16 protein-coding genes and 2 tRNA genes are annotated in these 20,416 nt (G+C 51.5%); 1 reads left to right on the forward strand and 17 read right to left on the reverse strand.

Annotated elements, in window-relative coordinates; translation table 11 throughout:
- Window positions 1-13 precede the first annotated feature (13 nt).
- From mtr to JKP81_RS14860, 12 genes are all read right to left on the reverse strand, one after another.
- On the reverse strand, window positions 14-1,258 hold the full coding sequence (mtr, locus tag JKP81_RS14805) for a tryptophan permease (RefSeq protein WP_200552342.1): 1,245 nt from the start codon (window positions 1,256-1,258) through the stop codon (window positions 14-16).
- Between the two features lie 140 nt (window positions 1,259-1,398).
- Window positions 1,399-3,303, reverse strand: coding sequence for a DEAD/DEAH family ATP-dependent RNA helicase (locus tag JKP81_RS14810; RefSeq protein WP_200552343.1), 1,905 nt, complete (start codon window positions 3,301-3,303; stop codon window positions 1,399-1,401).
- The gene (gene yrbN / locus JKP81_RS23770; RefSeq protein ID WP_097400725.1) at window positions 3,296-3,376 is read right to left on the reverse strand and encodes a protein YrbN; all 81 of its coding nucleotides are present in this window, start codon (window positions 3,374-3,376) and stop codon (window positions 3,296-3,298) included. The genes JKP81_RS14810 and yrbN overlap by 8 nt, the downstream gene beginning before the upstream one ends.
- A gap of 107 nt (window positions 3,377-3,483) precedes the next feature.
- Window positions 3,484-4,368, reverse strand: a complete 885-nt coding sequence (gene nlpI, locus JKP81_RS14820; protein WP_200552344.1) for a lipoprotein NlpI — start codon at window positions 4,366-4,368, stop codon at window positions 3,484-3,486.
- A 108-nt stretch (window positions 4,369-4,476) separates the two neighbouring features.
- Window positions 4,477-6,612: a polyribonucleotide nucleotidyltransferase gene (gene pnp, locus JKP81_RS14825; protein ID WP_065369453.1), complete on the reverse strand. Its 2,136-nt coding sequence runs from the start codon at window positions 6,610-6,612 to the stop codon at window positions 4,477-4,479.
- Between the two features lie 244 nt (window positions 6,613-6,856).
- The gene (gene rpsO / locus JKP81_RS14830) at window positions 6,857-7,126 is read right to left on the reverse strand and encodes a 30S ribosomal protein S15 (RefSeq protein ID WP_017457357.1); all 270 of its coding nucleotides are present in this window, start codon (window positions 7,124-7,126) and stop codon (window positions 6,857-6,859) included.
- A gap of 146 nt (window positions 7,127-7,272) precedes the next feature.
- Window positions 7,273-8,220, reverse strand: a complete 948-nt coding sequence (gene truB, locus JKP81_RS14835) for a tRNA pseudouridine(55) synthase TruB (RefSeq protein WP_200552345.1) — start codon at window positions 8,218-8,220, stop codon at window positions 7,273-7,275.
- Window positions 8,220-8,621 carry a 30S ribosome-binding factor RbfA gene (gene rbfA / locus JKP81_RS14840; RefSeq protein WP_200552346.1) on the reverse strand — a complete coding sequence of 134 codons (402 nt, stop codon included), beginning with the start codon at window positions 8,619-8,621 and terminating at the stop codon, window positions 8,220-8,222. The genes truB and rbfA overlap by 1 nt, the downstream gene beginning before the upstream one ends.
- A 132-nt stretch (window positions 8,622-8,753) precedes the next feature.
- Entirely contained in the window at window positions 8,754-11,468 is a 2,715-nt protein-coding gene (gene infB, locus JKP81_RS14845; protein WP_200552347.1) for a translation initiation factor IF-2, read from the reverse strand.
- 24 nt (window positions 11,469-11,492) lie between these two features.
- The gene (gene nusA / locus JKP81_RS14850; protein WP_017457353.1) at window positions 11,493-12,980 is read right to left on the reverse strand and encodes a transcription termination factor NusA; all 1,488 of its coding nucleotides are present in this window, start codon (window positions 12,978-12,980) and stop codon (window positions 11,493-11,495) included.
- 29 nt (window positions 12,981-13,009) lie between these two features.
- Window positions 13,010-13,462, reverse strand: a complete 453-nt coding sequence (rimP, locus tag JKP81_RS14855; RefSeq protein WP_017457352.1) for a ribosome maturation factor RimP — start codon at window positions 13,460-13,462, stop codon at window positions 13,010-13,012.
- A gap of 208 nt (window positions 13,463-13,670) precedes the next feature.
- Window positions 13,671-13,747, reverse strand: a tRNA-Met gene (locus JKP81_RS14860).
- A 377-nt stretch (window positions 13,748-14,124) separates the two neighbouring features.
- On the opposite strand from JKP81_RS14860, the gene argG reads away from it, so the two are divergent.
- Window positions 14,125-15,471 carry an argininosuccinate synthase gene (gene argG / locus JKP81_RS14865; protein WP_200552348.1) on the forward strand — a complete coding sequence of 449 codons (1,347 nt, stop codon included), beginning with the start codon at window positions 14,125-14,127 and terminating at the stop codon, window positions 15,469-15,471.
- A gap of 123 nt (window positions 15,472-15,594) precedes the next feature.
- Here argG and JKP81_RS14870 read toward each other — a convergent pair whose 3' ends face one another.
- The 5 genes from JKP81_RS14870 to secG all read right to left on the reverse strand — a co-directional run bounded on the left by JKP81_RS14870 (window position 15,595) and on the right by secG (window position 20,334).
- Window positions 15,595-17,934 carry a TcfC E-set like domain-containing protein gene (locus JKP81_RS14870; protein WP_234455664.1) on the reverse strand — a complete coding sequence of 780 codons (2,340 nt, stop codon included), beginning with the start codon at window positions 17,932-17,934 and terminating at the stop codon, window positions 15,595-15,597.
- Window positions 17,935-18,050: 116 nt separating this feature from the next.
- The gene (locus JKP81_RS14875) at window positions 18,051-18,575 is read right to left on the reverse strand and encodes a CS1 type fimbrial major subunit (RefSeq protein ID WP_200552350.1); all 525 of its coding nucleotides are present in this window, start codon (window positions 18,573-18,575) and stop codon (window positions 18,051-18,053) included.
- A 62-nt stretch (window positions 18,576-18,637) separates the two neighbouring features.
- A complete protein-coding gene (locus tag JKP81_RS14880) occupies window positions 18,638-19,564 on the reverse strand; it encodes a hypothetical protein (protein WP_234455665.1) in 927 nt (308 codons plus the stop codon).
- Between the two features lie 338 nt (window positions 19,565-19,902).
- Window positions 19,903-19,989, reverse strand: a tRNA-Leu gene (locus JKP81_RS14885).
- Between the two features lie 12 nt (window positions 19,990-20,001).
- On the reverse strand, window positions 20,002-20,334 hold the full coding sequence (gene secG, locus JKP81_RS14890; protein ID WP_200552351.1) for a preprotein translocase subunit SecG: 333 nt from the start codon (window positions 20,332-20,334) through the stop codon (window positions 20,002-20,004).
- Window positions 20,335-20,416 lie beyond the last annotated feature (82 nt).

A 20,416-nucleotide genomic window follows, 5' to 3' on the forward strand; every position in this document is an offset into this window, starting at 1 on the left:
GGAGAGAAAATGATTACTGATAGACAGGTAGCAAATTAAAGCTGGAAAGCAGATGCACCACTGCGTTGCCAATGCCAAACAGCAGGATCAACACGATCATCGGCTTGCCACCCCACACGCGAAATGCCGGGCTGCCAAAGCGCTTACGCGACGCATTTGCCAGCAGCGCGGGAACAATCGCCGCCCATACCGTTGCCGCTAAACCCGCATAACCAATCGCATACAAAAAGCCGTTCGGCCACAGTAAGCCACCAACAATCGGCGGCAAAAAGGTCAGCAGTGCGGTTTTAAAACGTCCCAGCGGGGAATCATCAAATTTGAACAAGTCTGCCAGGTAGTCAAACAGCCCCAGCGTCACGCCGAGGAAGGAACTGGCGACGGCAAAGTTTGAGAAAACAACCAGCAACAGATCCAGGCTGCGGCTATTCAGCACGCCGCTCAGCGCCTGCACAAGCACATCGATATTCCCGCCTTTTGCTGCGATCTCAATGAATGCGGGACGCGCGATGTTGCCCATCGTGACCAGCAACCAAATAACATACAGCCCCAGCGCCAGCAGCGTGCCGTAGACCAGGCAACGAATAATGGTACGCGGATCTTTGCCGTAATATTTCATCAGGCTTGGCACATTGCCGTGGTAGCCAAACGAGGCCAGACAGAATGGCAACGTCATCAACAGATAAGGCGTGTACGAAGCATCGCTCTGAGCAACATTAAATAAGGTTGCTGGCTCGACATGCCCCAACAGGCTGCCAAAGGTGAGAAAGAAAGTTATGACCTTCGCACCCAGCACAATGGCTGTCATTCGGCTGACAGCGTGCGTCGAGAGCCAGACGATAAACGCCACCAGCAGCGCAAAAGTAAGCCCGGCCAGACGCGGCGGGACATTCAGCGACATTTCGGCAAAAGTGTGGTGCAAAATAGAGCCGCTCGCCGAAATGTAGGCGTAGGTCAGGATATAGAGCACGAAAGCAATCGAGATACCGTTAACCAGATTCCAGCCTTTCCCCAGCAGATCTTTGGTGATGGTATCGAAACTCGCGCCGCTACGGTAATTCAGGTTGGCTTCAAGGATCATCAGCCCGGAGTGCAACATGCAAAACCAGGTAAAAACGAGTGCCAGCAATGACCAGAAAAACCACGCGCCAGACATCACCACCGGCAGTGAAAACATGCCTGCGCCAATGATCGTGCCGCCAATAATCACCACCCCGCCGAACAGCGAAGGGGAAGCTTGTGTGGTTGTCAGTGTCGACATCTGAATGATTCTCCTGTGATGATCAATGCCAGTAGTTCAGGCTGCTGCATTGTACCAGTACAGGAGTACATTGCGGATAAAAAAAGCCCCAATCTTTTTGATCGGGGCTGTATCTATTTCTTTACAGACTGTAACGCAGATTATGCGTCGTTACGGCGACGCGGAGCGCTGTCATCACGATCGCGGCGCGGTGCGCGACGTTCGCCACCGAAACTACGACCTTCCTGACGCTCACCGCTGAAACGACGGCCTTCACCACGACCACCTTCACGGCGTTCACCACCGAAACCGCCACGACGTTCACCGCCACCGCGACGTTCGCTGCGCTCACGCGGCTGTGCATCGCCCAGCAGCTGCATATTCATCGGCTTGTTCAGAATACGTGTGCGAGTGAAGTGCTGCAGAACTTCGCCCGGCATGCCTTTCGGCAGCTCAATGGTAGAGTGAGTACCAAACAGTTTGATGTTACCAATGTAACGGCTGCTGATATCACCTTCGTTCGCGATAGCGCCAACGATATGGCGTACTTCAACACCATCATCGCGGCCCACTTCGATACGATACAGTTCCATTTCGCCTACATCACGACGTTCACGACGCGGACGATCTTCACCACCACGTTCAGAACGTTCGCCACGCGGACCACGATCGTTACGATCGCCACGGCGTTCGAAACGGTCATCGCGCTCGCGGAATTCACGCTTAGGACGCATCGGCGCATCCGGCGGCAGGATCAGCGGACGTTCACCCTGCGCCATTTTCAGCAGTGCAGCGGCCAGCGTTTCAATATCCATCTCTTCTTCAGCAGAAGGCTGGATTTTTGCCAGCAGCGCGCGGTACTGATCCAGATCGCTGCTTTCCAGCTGCTGCTGAACTTTCGCGGCGAATTTTTCCAGACGGCGTTTGCCCAGCAGCTCTGCGTTCGGCAGTTCCACTTCCGGAATGGTCAGTTTCATCGTACGTTCGATGTTGCGCAGCAGACGACGCTCGCGGTTCTCAACGAACAGCAGCGCACGGCCCGCACGACCCGCACGACCGGTACGACCGATACGGTGAACGTAGGATTCAGAATCCATCGGGATGTCGTAGTTAACCACCAGGCTGATACGCTCAACGTCCAGACCACGTGCCGCAACATCAGTTGCGATCAGGATATCCAGACGACCGTCTTTCAGACGCTCCAGTGTCTGCTCACGCAGTGCCTGGTTCATGTCGCCGTTCAGCGCGGCGCTGTTATAGCCACTGCGTTCCAGCGCTTCCGCCACTTCCAGCGTTGCATTTTTGGTACGAACGAAGATGATCGCCGCATCAAAATCTTCTGCTTCCAGGAAGCGAACCAGTGCTTCGTTTTTACGCATACCGTATGCAGTCCAGTAGCTCTGACTGATATCCGGACGAGTCGTCACGCTGGATTGAATGCGCACTTCCTGCGGCTCTTTCATAAAGCGGCGAGTAATGCGACGAATTGCTTCCGGCATGGTTGCAGAGAACAGAGCGGTCTGATGACCTTCCGGGATCTGCGCCATGATGGTTTCTACGTCTTCGATAAAGCCCATGCGCAGCATTTCGTCGGCTTCATCCAGCACCAGACCACTCAGTTTAGAGAGATCCAGCGTGCCGCGTTTCAGGTGATCCAGCAGACGACCCGGCGTACCGACGACGATCTGTGGCCCCTGGCGCAGAGCGCGCAACTGCACGTCATAACGTTGGCCGCCGTACAGGGCTACCACGTTTACACCGCGCATATGTTTAGAAAAATCGGTCATTGCTTCAGCTACCTGAACCGCCAGTTCGCGGGTCGGAGCGAGCACAAGGATCTGCGGCGCACGCAGGTCCGGATCGATGTTGTTCAGCAGCGGCAGAGAAAACGCTGCGGTTTTACCGCTACCAGTCTGGGCCATGCCCAGCACGTCACGACCGTTCAGCAGGTGCGGAATGCACTCAGCCTGGATCGGAGATGGTTTTTCGTAACCGAGATCGTTAAGGGCTTCAAGGATGGGAGCCTTCAGGCCCAGATCTGCAAAAGTGGTTTCGAATTCAGCCATGTAGTACAAGTGCCTCTATGTCATTGGCGGCCAGTCTACATAACTCATCGTGAAAAAAATTAGCAATTTTCATTGAAAAGTGTGAACCGGCTCAAAGTAGGTTAATTAACGAACAATGAAGCCCTCACCCGCGAAGGTGATGGCAATCAAAAAAAGATTACGGGCTGATATGTTCGTCAGCTATTGCTGGTCCGATTCTGCCAGGTCGTCATGCTCCTGGCCCAAGAGCGCTAATTCCAACAATGCGTAACGGTGCTCAACAAAATTATGGACGTTGTTAGCAACCGCTAGTTTGAACAGTGCCGAAGCGCTGTCCTTATCCCCCAGACTTAGGTAGTACTTACCTAAATAGAAGTTGGTTTCACTGAGATGCTCAGCGAGCGAGGTGTTATCCGTTGCGTCTGCCTTCAGGCGATCCATTAGCGTTGCTTCGCTAATGTCGCCGAGGTAGAACTCGACAATGTTCCATCCCCACTGTTCCTTGTCCGATTTTTCGAAGCGTTGTTTCAGTGCTTCTTTAGCCTGCTTCTCATTAAGCTTACGCTCAACGATGTAAAGCCACAGACTCCGGAAAGGATCATTAGGATCGTCTTGATAAAACGCCAGCAGATCATCTTGCGCTAACTTGTCGCGACCGCCGTAATGCAGTGCGATCCCGCGATTCAAGTGCGCGTAGTTGTAAGTTGGATCAAGCTCAAGTACAGAATCAAACGCTTCATAGGCAGCATCAAAATTGCCTGCCTGCGTTAAATAAATGCCTAAGTAATTGAATACTTCAGGCATATCGGGTCGGATTGCCAGCGCTTGCGAGAAATCATTTCGCGCTAAGGCTCTCAAACCGAGGCTATCATACAACACTCCGCGCTCATATAAAAGCTGTGCGCGTTCGTCATCGGTCAAAGCCCGACTGGCAAGAATTTGTTCCATGCGTGCCAGAATCACTTCTTGCTGCAAAGTCGGTTGCAATGGCACCGCGAGGACTTCGCTCTTACGCCAGGCAGAGTTGCTGCATCCTGCCAGCGTTAAAGCTGTCGCAACGAAACACCAGCGCAAAAAAGGCTTCATTTCCCACTCCCGAAGACAACAATTGGATGAACGTCCTGTCCCCCGGCTGCAAACATGGCGTCCTGCCTGCTAATAAGCCCTCCGCTTTCGCGGAGGGCAAAGGCAACCTTACTCGCCCTGCTCTGCTTGCGGCGCTTCCGACGCTTCAGCAGGCTGAGTCTGCTCAGTTGCTTCTTTAATGCTCAGACGAATACGGCCCTGACGGTCAACTTCCAGAACTTTAACCGGCACTTCCTGGCCCATCTGCAGATAATCGGTCACTTTCTCAACGCGTTTGTCTGCGATCTGAGAAATATGTACCAGACCTTCTTTACCACCGCCGATGGCAACAAACGCGCCAAAGTCAACGATGCGGGTCACTTTACCGCTATAGACACGGCCCACTTCGATCTCAGCCGTGATCTCTTCAATGCGGCGAATAGCATGTTTCGCTTTGTCGCCATCAGTTGCTGCGATTTTCACGGTGCCATCATCTTCGATTTCGATGGTGGTGCCGGTTTCTTCGGTCAGCGCACGAATGACGGAACCGCCTTTACCGATCACGTCTTTGATCTTATCTGGATTAATTTTGATGGTATGGATACGCGGCGCAAATTCAGAGATATCACCACGCGGCGCGTTAATCGCCTGCTCCATTACACCCAGAATATGCAGACGAGCACCTTTCGCCTGGTTCAGCGCAACCTGCATGATCTCTTTGGTGATACCTTCAATTTTGATATCCATCTGCAGCGCAGAGATACCGTCGCGGGAGCCCGCAACTTTGAAGTCCATATCGCCCAGGTGGTCTTCGTCGCCCAGGATGTCAGACAGAACAACAAAGTTGTCGCCTTCTTTCACCAGACCCATTGCGATACCCGCAACGGCGGCTTTCACCGGTACGCCTGCGTCCATCAGCGCCAGAGATGCGCCGCAAACGGAAGCCATAGAAGAAGAACCGTTCGATTCGGTGATTTCAGAAACCACACGCACGGTGTACGGGAATTTATCAGCATCCGGCATTACTGCCAGCACGCCGCGTTTAGCCAGACGGCCGTGACCAATTTCACGACGTTTCGGCGAACCAACCATCCCAGTTTCCCCTACGGAGTACGGAGGGAAGTTGTAATGGAACAGGAAAGAGTCAGTGCGCTCGCCCATCAGTTCGTCGATGATCTGCGCGTCACGTGCGGTACCCAGCGTGGCAGTAACCAGCGCCTGAGTTTCGCCACGAGTGAACAGTGCGGAACCGTGGGTACGCGGCAGAACACCGGTACGAACGTCCAGACCACGGATCATATCTTTTTCGCGGCCATCAATACGCGGTTCGCCTGCCAGTACGCGACTACGAACAACGTTTTTCTCGATAGCGTGCAGGATTTCGCCCAGTTCGTTAGCATCCAGGGTTTCATCTTCTGCAACCAGCGCGGCGATGGTTTCGGATTTGATCACGTCAACCTGAGCATAACGCTCTTGTTTGTCAGTGATGCGGTACGCATCGCTCAAACGTGATTCTGCCAGCGCAGCAACGCGCGCGTTCAGCGCTTCGTTCACCGCTTCCGGCTGCCAGTCCCAACGCGGTTTGCCTGCTTCTTTTACCAAATCGTTGATGTTCTGGATAACAATCTGCTGCTGGTCGTGGCCGAATACCACAGCGCCCAGCATTTGATCTTCGCTCAGCAGTTCCGCTTCGGATTCCACCATCAGAACGGCGGCTTCAGTACCGGCAACGACCAGGTCCAGCTTACTTGCTTTCAGCTCTTCCTGAGTCGGGTTCAGAACGTACTGGTCATTGATATAACCAACACGCGCGGCGCCAATCGGGCCATTGAACGGAATACCAGACAGTGAAAGCGCAGCGGAAGCACCGATCATGGCCACGATGTCCGGGTTAACCTGCGGGTTAACGGAAACCACGGTAGCAATAACCTGCACTTCGTTCACGAAACCTTCCGGGAACAGCGGGCGAACCGGGCGGTCAATCAGACGCGCGATCAGCGTTTCGCCTTCGCTCGGACGGCCTTCACGACGGAAGAAACCGCCAGGAATTTTACCTGCAGCGTAAGTACGTTCTTGATAGTTTACGGTCAGCGGGAAGAAATCCTGACCTGGTTTTGCTTTTTTCTGGCCAACTACAGTCACGAATACTGCGGTGTCATCCATGCTTACCATAACGGCAGCAGTCGCCTGACGCGCCATCATGCCGGTTTCCAGCGTGACGGTATGTTGACCATACTGGAATTTACGAACGATCGGATTCAGCAAAGTTCTGTCCTTTCTTAATGAAAGTCAGCACACCTTTGGCGTGCCGACAATTTAACCGAATCTTCATGCATCCTCGCGACTAATGACAACCCTAACCCGCCCATTGCGGATAAAGCCTCTCATTAGCCGCGCGAACCTCTGCAGTGAAGATCATACCTGGCAACAATACATTAGTTTACTGCCAATTGCTGCCGCCTGGTTGAAAAAAGGGGCCTTGTAGGCCCCTTCTTGAAACTCGCCAGACTTAGCGACGCAGACCCAGACGCTCGATCAGCGCGGTGTAGCGTGCAACGTCTTTACGTTTCAGATAGTCGAGCAATTTACGACGCTGAGAAACCATACGCAGCAGACCACGACGGCTGTGGTGATCTTTTTTGTGTTCTGCAAAGTGACCCTGCAGGTGGTTGATCTGAGCAGTCAGCAGTGCAACCTGAACTTCGGTAGAACCGCTGTCGTTAGAACCACGACCAAACTCGGAAACGATTTTTGCTTTAGCTTCAACGCTTAGAGACATTTTGAACTCCAGTGATAAAAAAATGAAAAGGCGCCGATCTCTAATTCAGCGGCCTCAGGATTAACGCCGGGTGATGTTAAATACATAGCCCGGCGTTAAGCGGCAATATTCTACTCGTAGTCACGGTTTCCCGCAAGGTAAGCCCGTCATTGTGCAGGATACTCGACCACCAGACGACGCGGCGCAACACGGCCTTCGTCATCCATTTCGCCCATACCAATAAATTTCGCGTCATCACCTTCAGTGACACGTACCAGCCCCGCTTTTGGCGCTGCGGATGCCCGAACCGGCTGACCGTTTTTGAAGTATGCCGCGACCACTGACGGAATGTTAACCGCCGGGAAATCCGCCGCCGGACTGTCCATGGGCATCAAAAGCGGATCCAGTAGTTGTGCCGCCGGGATACCCTGCTGCTCGGCCTGCTCAACACGTTCACGCAACTGTTCGAGCGTCACCATACGTTCTACCGGGTACTTACTCACCGCCAGGCGACGCAGATAGATAACATGTGCGCCGCAGCCCAGTTTCTCACCCAAATCATCAATGATGGTGCGGATGTAAGTCCCTTTCGAACAATGAATTTCCAGCTCAAGTTCATTGCCTTCATGGCGGATAAATAACAGTTCGTAAACCGTAATTGGGCGTGCTTCACGCGGAACCTCAATGCCCTGGCGTGCATACTCGTAGAGCTTCTTTCCCTGATATTTCAGGGCAGAGTACATCGACGGGACTTGCTGCGTATTACCGCGAAAACTGTCCAGCGCATCAGCCAGTTGTTCGGCACTGAAAGTCAACGGACGCTCTTCGACGATTTGCCCATCCGCATCGGACGTATCGGTACGCTGCCCAAGGCGGGCAATCACCCGATAACGTTTGTCCGAATCCAGCAGATATTGGGAAAACTTTGTCGCTTCTCCCAGGCAAATCGGCAGCATGCCTGTCGCCAGAGGATCAAGCGCTCCGGTGTGCCCGGCGCGATTGGCGTTGTAAAGACGCTTTACTTTTTGCAGCACATCATTGCTGGAAGCGCCCTGCTGTTTATCAAGCAGCAGAACGCCATGCACGTCGCGACCGCGACGACGAGGACGACTCATCACTCCTCCTTGCTGTCGTCCGGGTTCACACGACGTTCGTCATCGTGTTTCACCACGCTGGTCACCAGGTTGGACATGCGCATCCCTTCGACCAACGAGTTGTCGTAGAAGAACGTTAGTTCCGGCACGATACGCAAACGCATCGCTTTACCCAACAGGGAACGAATAAAGCCAGAGGCATCCTGCAACGCTTTGATACCCGCTTTCACGGATGCTTCGTCTTTATCGTTGAGGAAGGTGACAAACACTTTGGCATAGGCCAGATCGCGGGAAACTTCAACACCAGAAACGGTAGTCATCATACCCAGGCGCGGATCTTTAATTTCGCGCTGCAGGATAATCGCAATCTCTTTTTGCAGTTCCTGAGCCACGCGCTGCGGGCGACCAAATTCTTTCGCCATAATAATTCTCCAGACTAAAAAGGGGCCGTAGCCCCTTTTAATATTTCTTGCCGGGAGGCGCTTCGCTTACCCGGCCAGCAATGTTCATCCACTGTCGATTTCGGCTGGCAACCAGCCGAAAAGCGAAGCGAATTACTCAATAGTACGTTGGATCTCAATGATCTCGAACACTTCGATCATGTCGCCGGTACGTACGTCATTGTAGTTCTTAACGCCGATACCACATTCCATACCGTTACGGACTTCGTTGACGTCATCTTTGAAGCGACGCAGGGATTCCAGTTCGCCTTCATAGATAACCACGTTGTCGCGCAGAACGCGGATCGGGTTGTGACGTTTAACCACACCTTCGGTAACCATACAGCCCGCGATCGCACCGAATTTCGGCGATTTGAATACATCGCGAACTTCCGCCAGACCGATGATCTGCTGTTTAAGTTCCGGAGAGAGCATACCGCTCATTGCCGCTTTCACTTCGTCGATCAGGTTATAGATGACAGAGTAGTAACGCAGATCCAGACCTTCCGCTTCGATCACGCGACGCGCAGATGCATCGGCACGAACGTTGAAGCCAACCAGAATCGCGTTGGAGGCAGCAGCCAGCGTTGCGTCGGTTTCGGTGATACCACCTACGCCGGAACCCACGATCTTCACTTTCACTTCGTCGGTAGACAGTTTCAGCAGAGAATCGGAGATGGCTTCGACAGAACCCTGAACGTCGGCCTTCAGAACGATGTTCACTTCGTGAACTTCGCCTTCGGTCATGTTGGCAAACATGTTTTCCAGTTTGGATTTCTGCTGACGCGCCAGTTTAACTTCGCGGAATTTGCCCTGACGGTACAGTGCCACTTCACGCGCTTTCTTCTCGTCACGCACAACAGTCGCTTCATCACCCGCAGCCGGAACACCGGACAGACCGAGGATTTCCACCGGAATGGACGGACCCGCTTCTGTGACTTCGCGACCCAGTTCATCGCGCATCGCACGCACGCGGCCATATTCGAAGCCACACAGCACGATATCGCCTTTATGCAGCGTGCCTTCACGCACCAGCACGGAAGCAACCGGACCACGACCTTTATCCAGGAAGGATTCGATAACCACGCCGCTGGCCATACCTTTACGTACAGCATTCAGTTCCAGAACTTCGGCTTGCAGCAGGATCGCATCCAGCAGCTCGTCGATACCGGTACCGGCTTTCGCGGAAACGTGAACGAACTGGCTTTCGCCGCCCCACTCTTCCGGAATGATGCCGTACTGAGAGAGTTCGTTTTTAACGCGATCCGGATCGGCTTCTGGCTTATCGATCTTGTTCACGGCAACGACTACCGGCACCTGCGCCGCTTTCGCGTGCTGGATAGCTTCGATAGTTTGCGGCATCACGCCGTCATCCGCCGCAACAACCAGAACCACGATATCCGTCGCCTGAGCACCACGGGCACGCATGGCGGTAAACGCGGCGTGGCCTGGGGTATCCAGGAAGGTGATCATGCCGTTGTCGGTTTCAACATGGTAAGCACCAATGTGCTGAGTAATACCGCCCGCTTCGCCAGAGGCGACTTTCGTTGAACGAATGTAATCCAGCAGAGAGGTTTTACCGTGGTCAACGTGACCCATAATGGTCACAACCGGTGCGCGCGGTTCTGCCGCAGCACCTGTGTCACGGTCGCTCATTACCGCTTCTTCCAGCTCGTTTTCACGACGCAGGATAACTTTATGGCCCATCTCTTCAGCAACCAGCTGCGCAGTTTCCTGGTCAATAACCTGGTTGATGGTTGCCATCGCGCCCAGCTTCATCATCGCTTTGATGACCTGAGAGCCTTTAACCGCCATCTTGTTAGCCAGTTCGCCAACTGTCAGGGTTTCGCCGATCACGACGTCACGGTTAACCGCTTGCGCTGGCTTCTGGAAGCCCTGCTGCAGAGCAGAACCTTTACGCTGACGGCCGCCTTTACCACCACGAACCGCAGCACGCGCTTCTTCGCGGTCAGCTTTGCTTTCAGCGTGTTTGTTGCCTTTCTTCGGACGAGCAGCTTTCGCTGTACGGCTGCGACCACGACCACCTTCAACTTCACGGTCGTTATCATCTTCCGCCTGGCGGGCATGCTGGGAAGTGGTTACATGGTAATCACCAGTAGTCTCTTCTTCTTCGCTTGCCGGAGCCGTCCAGTTCGCTTCATTTTGTTCAGCCATACGACGAGCTTCTTCCGCTACGCGACGCGCATTTTCTTCCAGTTTACGACGAGCCTCTTCTTCCGCTTTGCGCTTGAGTTCTTGCGCTTCGGATTCACGGCGGGCTTTTTCCGCCTGGGCTGTCCTGGTCATTTCGTCAGATTGTTGGTTGCTCACTTTGCTATTTTCCGCAGCTTCGCGTTTTGCATTTTCAGCATTTTCGCGTTTAGCCTTTTCATCAGCTTCACGTTTCGCACGGGCTTCGGCATCACGTTTGGCTTTGTCCTCGGCTTCGCGCTCAGCGGCTTCCTCTGCTTCACGACGGGCCTTCTCTTCCGCTTCACGCATCGCCTCTTCTTCCGCAGCGAGACGTTCAGCCTCTTGTGGATCGCGTTTTACAAAGGTGCGTTTTTTACGGACTTCGATCTGCACCGATTTACTTTTCCCACCGGTGCCCTGAATACTTAATGTACTGCGCGTCTTGCGCTGCAGAGTCAGCTTGTCAGGCGTAGAACCATGTTCACGGTTCAAATGCGCTAACAGCGTCTGCTTTTCTTGTGCCGTCACTGAGTCTTCAGCGGACTTGCGGATCCCTGCGTCAGCAAATTGCTGTACCAGGCGGTCCACAGAGGTTTGAATCTCAGCGGCCAGCGTTTTTACGGTTACATCTGTCATGCTGTTCCTTCCTGCTACAGTTTATTACGCTTCGTCGCCAAACCAGCAAATATTACGTGCGGCCATGATGAGCTCACCTGCTTTCTCATCGGTTAACCCTTCGATATCGCTCAGGTCATCCACACCTTGTTCAGCGAGGTCTTCCAGCGTACAAACACCACGAGCAGCCAGTTTGAAAGCCAGTGCGCGATCCAGACCTTCCAGGTTAAGCAGGTCTTCAGCCGGTTCTTTATTACCGAGGCTTTCTTCCTGCGCCAGTGCCAGAGTGGTCAGCGCGTTTTTCGCACGATCACGCAGGGCTTCGACGGTGTCTTCATCCAGACCATCGATTTCCAGCAGCTCTTTGATTGGCACATAGGCCAGTTCTTCCAGCGTAGAGAAACCTTCTTCGACCAGAACGGTGGCGAAATCTTCGTCAATATCCAGGTAACGGGTGAAAGTATCAATCGCTGCATGAGCCTCAGCCTGATGCTTGGACTGCAGATCCTCAACGGTCATGACGTTGAGTTCCCAGCCGCTCAGCTGAGACGCGAGGCGCACGTTCTGACCATTACGGCCGATAGCCTGCGCCAGGTTGCCCGCCTCAACGGCGATATCCATGGTGTGTTTATCTTCATCCACCACGATAGAAGCAACGTCAGCCGGTGCCATTGCGTTGATAACGAACTGTGCCGGGTTATCGTCCCACAGTACGATATCAATACGCTCACCGCCGAGTTCCGTCGAAACAGCTTGCACACGCGCACCGCGCATACCCACGCAGGCGCCGACCGGATCGATACGCTTGTCGTTCGTCTTCACGGCGATTTTGGCGCGAGAACCCGGATCGCGGGCTGCGGCTTTAATCTCGATAACTTCTTCACCGATTTCCGGCACTTCAATGCGGAACAGTTCAACCAGCATTTCCGGTTTGGAACGGGTAACGAACAGCTGCGCACCGCGCGCTTCAGGGCGTACAGCGTACAGCACACCGCGGATGCGGTCGCCCGGACGGAAGTTTTCACGCGGCAGCATATCTTCGCGCAGGATAACGGCTTCAGCGTTGTTGCCGAGATCCAGCGTGATGTTGTCGCGGTTCACTTTCTTCACCACGCCGGTGATGATTTCGCCTTCGTGCTCGCGGAACTGATCGACCACCATGGCGCGCTCAGCTTCACGTACTTTCTGTACAATGACCTGTTTTGCGGTCTGGGTGGTGATGCGGTCAAACGTGACGGATTCAATCTGATCTTCAACATAGTCGTCGAGGTTCAGGCTCTCATCTTCGTAACGCGCTGCTTCGAGGGTGATCTCACGTGTCGGCTGCGTCACTTCTTCCACGATCAACCAGCGACGGAACGTGTCGAAATCACCGCTTTTACGATCAATGCTTACGCGAACATCGATCTCTTGTTCATATTTTTTCTTGGTTGCTGTAGCCAGAGCACTTTCCAGCGCTTCAAAGATTTTTTCACGCGGAAGCGACTTTTCGTTAGAAACAGCTTCAACAACAGCCAAAATTTCTTTGTTCATCGGGGGCCTTTCACCTCAAATCCAGACTGTTAAAAGTGGGGGACCAGGTTCGCTTTTTGAATATTGCTCAATGCGAACACTTCATCTTTACCTTCGACCGTAACGGTGATCATCTCGCCATCGACATCTTTAATGATGCCCTGCCATTTACGCCGGTTTTGAACCGCCATACGCAGAACCAGCGAGACTTCGTCGCCCTTAAAGCGCGCATAGTGCTCAGCCGTAAACAAAGGACGCTCAAGACCTGGTGAGGAAACCTCCAGGTTGTAAGCCACGGTAATCGGATCTTCAACATCCAGTACCGCACTGACCTGGTGGCTGACATCAGCGCAATCATCAACATTGATGCCATCTTCACTATCAATATAGATGCGCAGTGTAGATGTGCGCCCGCGCACAAACTCGATACCGACCAGTTCATAGCCCAGTGCTTCAACCGGCGCCGTAATCATCTCTGTTAATTTTTGCTCTAATGTGGACAAGTCCACCCCCAAGACATAAAAAAAGGGCATATAGCCCAGTTATTTCGTACTCAGATAACAAAAAACCCCGATAAATCGGGGCTTTAAATAACTGAACCCTATAGCCGCAACTGCGGCCTGGAGAACCTTCCATAAGTATTTTTTTCAAATCCAGCTGCGAAGGCGTTAAGTCTTCATAGTATATTTAAAAAAGTACACTTAGGGAAAGTGGTTGCGGGGGCCGGATTTGAACCGACGACCTTCGGGTTATGAGCCCGACGAGCTACCAGGCTGCTCCACCCCGCGCCTGAAACGTGGCAAATTCTACTCGCTTGAGTGCAAATTTGCAAATAATGCTGGGATTTGGTACCGAAGACGGGACGTAAAACCGGCCTGTAGTATATTGATAAACATGCCGTTCTGTCAACCATAGCGCGTTAGCATACTGTGCCCCTGACGTATGCAATTTTGTTGCGTATTATCTTTAAGCATGTAAACAGCACAGTTCACCACTATCGCAATGAAAATTGCACTCTTCTCTTTCGGTCATCGTCAAAAGATGATTAAATGAAAACTCACTTATTTTGCATAACCATTCACTAATTATTCTGGTTGGATGGCACAAAGAGTATGGCGTGGCTGTTAAGTCTCTCACCATCGGTCTATCAAGCAGGGATTTTTTTATGACGACGATTCTCAAGCATCTTCCCGCAGGTCAACGTATCGGCATCGCTTTCTCCGGCGGACTGGACACCAGTGCAGCGCTGCTGTGGATGCGCCAAAAAGGCGCGGTTCCTTATGCATACACAGCGAACCTGGGTCAACCGGACGAGGATGACTATGACGCAATTCCCCGTCGCGCAAAGGAGTACGGTGCGGAAAATGCTCGCCTTATCGACTGCCGTAAACAGCTGGTCGCCGAAGGCATTGCCGCCATCCAGTGCGGCGCTTTTCATAATACGACGGGTGGTCTGACTTATTTTAACACCACGCCGCTGGGTCGCGCGGTGACCGGTACGATGCTGGTTGCGGCAATGAAAGAAGACGGTGTGAATATTTGGGGCGACGGCAGCACCTATAAAGGCAACGATATTGAGCGCTTCTATCGCTATGGCCTGCTGACTAACGCTGAGTTGCAAATCTATAAGCCGTGGCTGGATACCGACTTTATTGATGAGTTGGGCGGCCGGCAGGAAATGTCCGAATTCATGGTAGCCTCGGGTTTCGACTACAAAATGTCGGCAGAAAAAGCCTACTCGACTGACTCCAATATGCTGGGCGCAACACACGAAGCAAAAGATTTAGAGTTTCTCAATTCCAGCGTGAAGATTGTTAACCCAATCATGGGGGTTAAATTCTGGGACGAGAATGTAAAAATCCAGGCCGAAGAAGTTACCGTACGTTTTGAGCGCGGTCATCCGGTCGCGCTGAACGGCAAAACCTTCACTGAGGATGTTGAACTGATGCTGGAGGCCAATCGCATCGGTGGTCGTCACGGTCTGGGAATGAGCGATCAGATTGAGAACCGTATTATCGAAGCGAAAAGCCGCGGTATTTACGAAGCCCCAGGGATGGCGCTGCTGCATATCGCTTACGAACGTCTGCTGACCGGCATTCACAACGAAGACACTATTGAGCAATATCACGCGCATGGTCGCCAGCTTGGTCGCCTGCTTTACCAGGGTCGCTGGTTCGATCCGCAGGCACTAATGCTACGTGATTCACTGCAACGCTGGGTGGCTAGCGCCATCACCGGTGAAGTGACGCTGGAACTGCGTCGCGGCAATGATTACTCGATTCTGAACACTGTTTCCGACAATCTGACCTACAAAGCAGAGCGTTTGACGATGGAAAAAGGCGAGTCGGTGTTCTCGCCGGACGACCGTATCGGACAGCTGACAATGCGTAATCTGGATATCTCTGATACCCGTGAGAAGCTGTTCAACTATGTGCAAACCGGCCTGCTTTCTACCTCTGCCGGCAACGGTCTGCCGCAGGTCGAGAACCTGGAAAACGGCGAGAAAAAATAGTCGTTGTTCGCATTCGTGCCTGCAATGCAGGCACGATTTCCTTCACCACCGCCGTATACACGCTATATATCTCTCGACCGGAAAGTGACTTACGCCCCAGAGCTCAACCGACATTAAGACAGATTACTTCTCTACTGTGCTCGCAATCTGGCAGCGGACAGCACTGATAAACTGCACTTTTTTATTCTTATCCAGCCCGGAAGGGAGCACGCATTGTAGTGAGGGTAAACCGTTTTCCTCCTGGACAGTCAGCAAACGATTAGCTACGCCAGTGTCCAGCGTCAGTACACCTTCCGCATTTACGATGCTTCCGCCAACATCACTTCTGACGTAACGGTTTTTAACCGCCTTACCCTGCTCATCTTGCAACATGCCAACAAGCGTAAACGTCTTCACCGTTTTGACATTAACGTACTGCACGCTACCACGGCTCATCTGGACACTTTGGCGTTCCGGGAATACCTGCACACTGTCACTGCCACGCGCGCTAAACTGGATGTCGCTTTTTTTCCACAGTTCAGCGGGCAAAATATTCCTGCCAGGTTTAAGGCTGGTCTCGCTCATGCTGCCGGATGCCAGAATGCGGGTCTCATTATCATCGGCGTCCACATCAACAATCACAGCAGACTCCATACCGCTATTGTTACCGTTGACGGAAGCGACCTTACCGCCGCCGATAACCAGCGCCTGGCTCAGGTTAGCACCGGCAGTATTGATTTTGCTCTGCAGGCCACGTTGCGCATAGAAATTGCCACTTACCCATGGCGTATCTATCGCCCCGTTACCGTTAAGCATGGTTTCTGCCGCATTCCAGGAAACTCCGCCACCTAAACTACGGATGGTCTCTTTCTCCGTTGGCTCCCACTGATACTGCAAGCTTGAATAGCTTTTCGCTTGTTCCATACCTGTGCTCAAGGAAACAGAGTGATCACTGGAAGGGGACAGCGCAATCGACACGCTGAATGACACGCCGCGATCGCGACGTTTGTCGTTGAATCCCGGCCGGTCATAGACACCCAATCGAAAACTCGTACTACGGTCATAAAAGCGAGTTTGCGTTGATAACGCGGCATCTGCGGCTACGCCTTTACGCCATTCCGTATCCATATATTGCGTATTCAGGATCAACGATGAGGACCACGGCAATCTTGATGATAAAGACGCCCCCCATGTATCTCCCTTCTGACGCGAACGAACCCGGTGACCATAAACATCGATGAGGGTTGAGCGCCAGAAAAAGCTGACTGTTCCGCCAGCATACAAATTACGGTAATAACGAATGTCTGTATCCTGGTTAGCCTGGTGCTCCGAGTTACCGACAGTATATTGCGCAAGCAATCGGTCATTTTGCGAAAGCGTAATATTGGCTCGCGTTCGCACGTGGCGATCCTTTGCTGTGGCTGCGCCAGTAAATGCTACGGTTGCCTGGGGGTGAACCAATAACTCCAGACCACCGCCCGCCGCGAAAGGCTTACCGTCCAGTGTATTCATATCGCCCGTCGCCAGGGTACGGCGCTGCCCGCTCCACAGATTCATGCGCCAGCGCTGGTTTGGATTATTCCACCCCTGCGACTTAAAGATTTGCGCTTCCTGTGTGTCGACAACCTGGCCGTTCTCAATGATTTTGATGGTGATATCGTAGATACCAATAGGCAACGGACGCGTATCCAGCGCCTGCACTCCCGGCTGAAGTTGCTGGGTACGGATCATTTGTCCGTTTCGCCAGACTTCCGCAATTGACTGGTTGCGCCCTGTAACATAAACAGGCCAGGCGCTGACGGTATCGGAAGTCACTAGCAACGCATCAGAAGTTCCCCACATACCGCCGACAACCGTGTCGTAGCCAAATCCGGAAGCCTGCACGTTCCCGGTATCGCTGTCCGGCGTAAATAGCCCCAAGCGGATAAAACTGCCCTGCAGCTCTTTCTGCGTAAAGAGTTGATAAACACTGGAGCTGTTGTATTGGTAGCGGCCACTGGTACCTGATGACTGAAATGCAGCCAGTTGGCTCCATCCGCCAAGTGATGCGGTAAGTGAGGAGTTGATACCCCAACTACGCATTGCTGCCGCCTCAGAAAACGAGACATCGTTATTGATGATTAGCCCAGCAGGTGTATCTTCAGGCACGGCAAGATAATTACCCGCAACCTGGCTGGTTTCGTAGTTGGTGGTATAAAGTTTTAGCGCCGAGTTATCCAGCGAGTATTCTACCTGCATCAGCCCTGATGGGCAGGATACGGTACATTTCCCCACCGAAACGCCTTTACTGAGCAAATCCGACCAAAGAGTATTGGTCTCGGGATCGCTGTTCTGTTGTTCATCAATGATGCGGAGAAGCTTGATGTCACCATTCTCTTTAAGAGACACGCTGGCATCGAAAATGTAGTTGTCGTTCAGATATACCTGAACGACAACTTCAGAATTATAAAAATACCGCTTAAAATCTTCTGGCAATCCTTTCATGTTCGCAGCCAGTTGCAAATCATTTGCCGAAACAATGAATGGAACAGTAGCAAGAAAGATTAATGATATTTTCATAATATTTAGTGACAGGCTTTTAAATGATTTTGCGAAAAGAATTAAGGATTAGTAACAAGCTCTTCTTCAAAAATCATGGCAACCTGTCCGGTGAAATCACCCTGTACAGAGAGAGGCTGAGTATCTTTCTGGCTAATACGCAGCATCGTACGTCCACCTGCTTTTGCCGCAGTCGCATTAACTACAGTCTGCGCGGTATCACTTAACTCAACGCCGTTGAATTCCACTTTAAGCGGAATAATGTCTGAGCCGTTAGATAAAATGGTCTCACCGTTGGCATCCGTATTTGTCAAGGTCGCACGAATACCACCTGAAATGTTTTTATACTGAAATTGCTTCTCAAAATTTTTCAATTTAGAGGTAGTAAGATCATATTCAATTTCCTGCGCTTGATGGATCCATCCACTTTCTACAGGTTCAATTTGAAAGTCATCACTTGGAATATGAGCGTAGACATCAATAGTATAGCTTTGCTGATTAACAGCCATTGCTGCTGTGCTACCGAATACGGATAAAGACAGAGCACCAGTGATTAAACAAACTTTCGCGATTTTATGAGATAACATGGCAAGTCCCTTAATTTGATATATAAAAAGCATGCTGCTTGTTTACAACTTACTGCGTAATACTAGAAACGTAGTTTCTTTTGGTTTTCCCCTTCGATAAGGGTGAAATAGGTAGTACGCCCTTTACTTTTTTCTACCGCTTTGCTTTTACCCGGCAGTAGAAAAAGACGCGTAGCGCTGCTGCACTCTGTACCAACTGAAGTGCAACTGCGGATATCTTCGAGAACAATCGTGGCGTTGCCTCTGTTTGTTACGCGAATAACTTCAGGGAGTGACGATTCAACCTGAGTATTAAAAATAGGTTTCGACGGCTGCACAATAACCAGCGTGCCGTAGCCCGCCATTACATTCAGCCCGGCTGTTAATGCCTTCTTACGGTAATCATCAGCTTCTTTACCGCTTAACCCGAAACCATCATCCTTTTGCGGAAGAACTGGGATAAATCGTACACGGTAATACTTTTCGACATTTCGGTCGCCCGGCCACATAAATCTAGCCGGCTGAAAACCGGATGGCGGAATAATCATACGCAGTGGTGTAACAATGAGTCTTTCTTTTTGCAAAGAATTACCAGAAACTTCTTTAACTGGCGACTCAACTACTTTCCCGCTTTTATGAATATTAACTTCCAACATATCCACCCGGACAAATGCCGTTGATGTCCCGGCATTATAAATACGCTTATTAATAGACTGAGATTCAGGTGACATAATGTCATACATGCTTCCTATTCCAATTTCAGGAAGCGCAAGAGCTGCCGACATTTTCAACCCCAAAAAAAGAGCCAGAGAAAATGGAGCAATCCTTTTTAATAAAGTGGCGCAATACATATTCGGTATCCAGACAACGCTAAAAACGAGGAAAAGATAATCACGCCTCGAAATTAAAGCAACCGAAGAGATGCGGATTAATAAATAATTAAAAACCGAATCTTGATCAATTTTACTCCTCAGACCAGTAAATAAATTTTTGATAATGATATATGTCAATGATTTTAAAGATTAATATGAAATTAATGCGCTTTTATCTTGCCTTTGAAATAGGGTCTGGCTAACTCAAGCAAGTTAGCGCCTGGCGCGGGACGATTTTCTTGTATTAATCGTAGAATTAATAAACTTGAAAGCAATTACCTGTTGAATACATAGAAGAGGTTTGAGGTTTGGGGTTTGAAGGTTGAAGGTTGAAGGTTGAAGGTTGAAGGTTGAAGGTTGAAGGTTGAAGGTTGAAGGTTGAAGGTTGAAGGTTGAAGGTTGAAGGTTGAAGGTTTGGCAATGTCATAAATGACAGGCAAAAAAAGACATCTTGCGATGTCTTTTTTTCGGAATATTGGTACCGAGGACGGGACTTGAACCCGTAAGCCCAATCGGGCACTACCACCTCAAGGTAGCGTGTCTACCAATTCCACCACCTCGGCACGACTTACTTCTTAATGCGGGATATCGCTGGTCGGCTGCGCCGGAGTTGCAGGCTGAGTTTGTTCACTCTTTGCCGGTGCGCTCAGATTATCCCACTCGCTTCCTTTATTGGTTTTATTGCTGTTAATGTTGCCCAGCACAAGGCTAATAATAAAGAACAGTGTTGCCAACACAGCAGTCGTACGGGTCATGAAGTTACCAGAACCACTTGAACCGAACAGCGTACCGGACGCGCCAGCGCCAAAGGAGGCTCCCATGTCAGCGCCTTTACCTTGCTGCAGCATAATCAGGCCAACAAGAGCCAGCGCTACAATAAGGAAAATAACTAAAAGAGCTTCGTACATAATCAACCTGTTCCTTGCGGGGTTGCCGCAGCCAATGCTTCAAACCAATAAAAGTGGGATGTTTATTGCTTTCCCACTGAAG

This window comes from Kosakonia sp. LAM2021 (assembly GCF_016620385.1).
Taxonomy (GTDB): Bacteria; Pseudomonadota; Gammaproteobacteria; order Enterobacterales; family Enterobacteriaceae; genus Kosakonia; species Kosakonia sacchari.

Bases quoted from the DNA above. Each gene is read 5' to 3' on its own strand.
- infB (WP_200552347.1), bottom strand. From the start codon at position 11,468: ATGACAGATGTAACCGTAAAAACGCTGGCCGCTGAGATTCAAACCTCT.
- nlpI (WP_200552344.1), bottom strand. From the start codon at position 4,368: ATGAAGCCTTTTTTGCGCTGGTGTTTCGTTGCGACAGCTTTAACGCTG.
- JKP81_RS14810 (WP_200552343.1), bottom strand. From the start codon at position 3,303: ATGGCTGAATTCGAAACCACTTTTGCAGATCTGGGCCTGAAGGCTCCC.
- rpsO (WP_017457357.1), bottom strand. From the start codon at position 7,126: ATGTCTCTAAGCGTTGAAGCTAAAGCAAAAATCGTTTCCGAGTTTGGT.
- argG (WP_200552348.1), top strand. From the start codon at position 14,125: ATGACGACGATTCTCAAGCATCTTCCCGCAGGTCAACGTATCGGCATC.
- mtr (WP_200552342.1), bottom strand. From the start codon at position 1,258: ATGTCGACACTGACAACCACACAAGCTTCCCCTTCGCTGTTCGGCGGG.
- secG (WP_200552351.1), bottom strand. From the start codon at position 20,334: ATGTACGAAGCTCTTTTAGTTATTTTCCTTATTGTAGCGCTGGCTCTT.
- yrbN (WP_097400725.1), bottom strand. From the start codon at position 3,376: ATGAAAATTGCTAATTTTTTTCACGATGAGTTATGTAGACTGGCCGCC.
- JKP81_RS14875 (WP_200552350.1), bottom strand. From the start codon at position 18,575: ATGTTATCTCATAAAATCGCGAAAGTTTGTTTAATCACTGGTGCTCTG.
- JKP81_RS14870 (WP_234455664.1), bottom strand. From the start codon at position 17,934: ATGAAAGGATTGCCAGAAGATTTTAAGCGGTATTTTTATAATTCTGAA.
- nusA (WP_017457353.1), bottom strand. From the start codon at position 12,980: ATGAACAAAGAAATTTTGGCTGTTGTTGAAGCTGTTTCTAACGAAAAG.
- truB (WP_200552345.1), bottom strand. From the start codon at position 8,220: ATGAGTCGTCCTCGTCGTCGCGGTCGCGACGTGCATGGCGTTCTGCTG.
- rbfA (WP_200552346.1), bottom strand. From the start codon at position 8,621: ATGGCGAAAGAATTTGGTCGCCCGCAGCGCGTGGCTCAGGAACTGCAA.